The following is a 1,211-nucleotide window of genomic DNA, read 5'->3' as shown; positions in this document are numbered from 1 at the left end:
CCAGAACTTTGGATATAGTGCAGGACCGGGATGGAATCCTGTAACAGGTCTCGGGACTCCACTTGTCAGCAACCTGATAAATGATACGAGCCTGGTAATGAATGGTTATGGCACTGTTGCAACATTCAATAATACATCATATGCTACTAACATCTCTGCCAATATCAATGTACCCGGCAATAGTGTTGAACAGTTCAATGGGAGCACATTTTATTACCTGGGATTCTATGAAAACCAGGGCAATTATATAAAATTCGGCATATCCACAAATTCTACCGGATATTATTATAAATACAGCATTTACGAGAATGGAATCCGGACTGAGGGTATTATTCCAGGATCGACATCGGCTTACCTCGGTGTGCAGATTTCCGGAAGTAAAGTATATTTCACTGTAAATAATGCAACAGTAAAAACCCTGAATATGCCCTTAGCATTTGCCGGGAATTATCATGGAGCAGTAGGTGCACAGCAGGACAATGCAAAAATAAACTTTGTAAACATCCCCCAGGGAAAATACAATAACATTGCAATAGGAAACCAGAGCGGGCCTATAGCTTACACTGGAATATATAGCTCAGGATACGATAATTTGGGAAATGGCTATAGCAACATCACACTTAAATATAATTCTTCAGATAAAATGTTGATTGCCTCAAAGGGGAGGAAACCAACTATGAAATCTATGGAACAGCTGGATCTGTTCACATTCTTTATTCCATAGACTTTGGTCCTAAATCAACAGTTACATTCAGCCTCAGCAACGGGGCATCAGCGACTTATAGTGTAAATGGAAGTAAGTTACTAGTGAATTCTGATGAACTTTCTGGTGGTACCTACATAGTATCTGCCACATATAATGGAAAAACTATCTCAAGGACAATAAATATTCCAGATATAGTATCCGTATCAGTAACTGTAAATTCTAGCCCATCCTATTATTCCCCACACTATAACCTGCTCCTAGACCATTACTTCCATTATACATCCAGTTCAGGAACAAGAACGGTTTATGAGCTTTCAAACAATAACAATGCGTCCATTAGTTCATCCGGATATTACATGGCATATGCCAGTGCAAAAAGCATCACATCCATGTCCCTTGTTCCAGAGAAGGTCATGGTAGATGTTTTTGTTTCAAATGGAAATGCGACCGTGAAGATGAATGGCACGGAAGCTCAAAATGATGGGGGATACCATTACCTTTCCAT

At 39.6% G+C, this 1,211-nt stretch carries 2 protein-coding genes; both read left to right on the top strand.

Translation table 11 applies throughout. The features are described 5' to 3' along the window. On the top strand, window positions 1–724 hold a 724-nt coding region (locus AMDU4_RS12445; RefSeq protein WP_021788298.1), incomplete at its 5' end, for a membrane associated serine protease. A gap of 83 nt (window positions 725–807) precedes the next feature. Next, on the top strand, window positions 808–1,211 hold a 404-nt coding region (locus tag AMDU4_RS12440), incomplete at its 3' end, for a hypothetical protein (RefSeq protein WP_290705348.1).

Source organism: Ferroplasma sp. Type II (assembly GCF_000496155.1).
The sequence above is the reverse complement of the archived record's forward strand: the minus strand, read 5'-3'. Positions and strand labels throughout refer to the sequence as shown.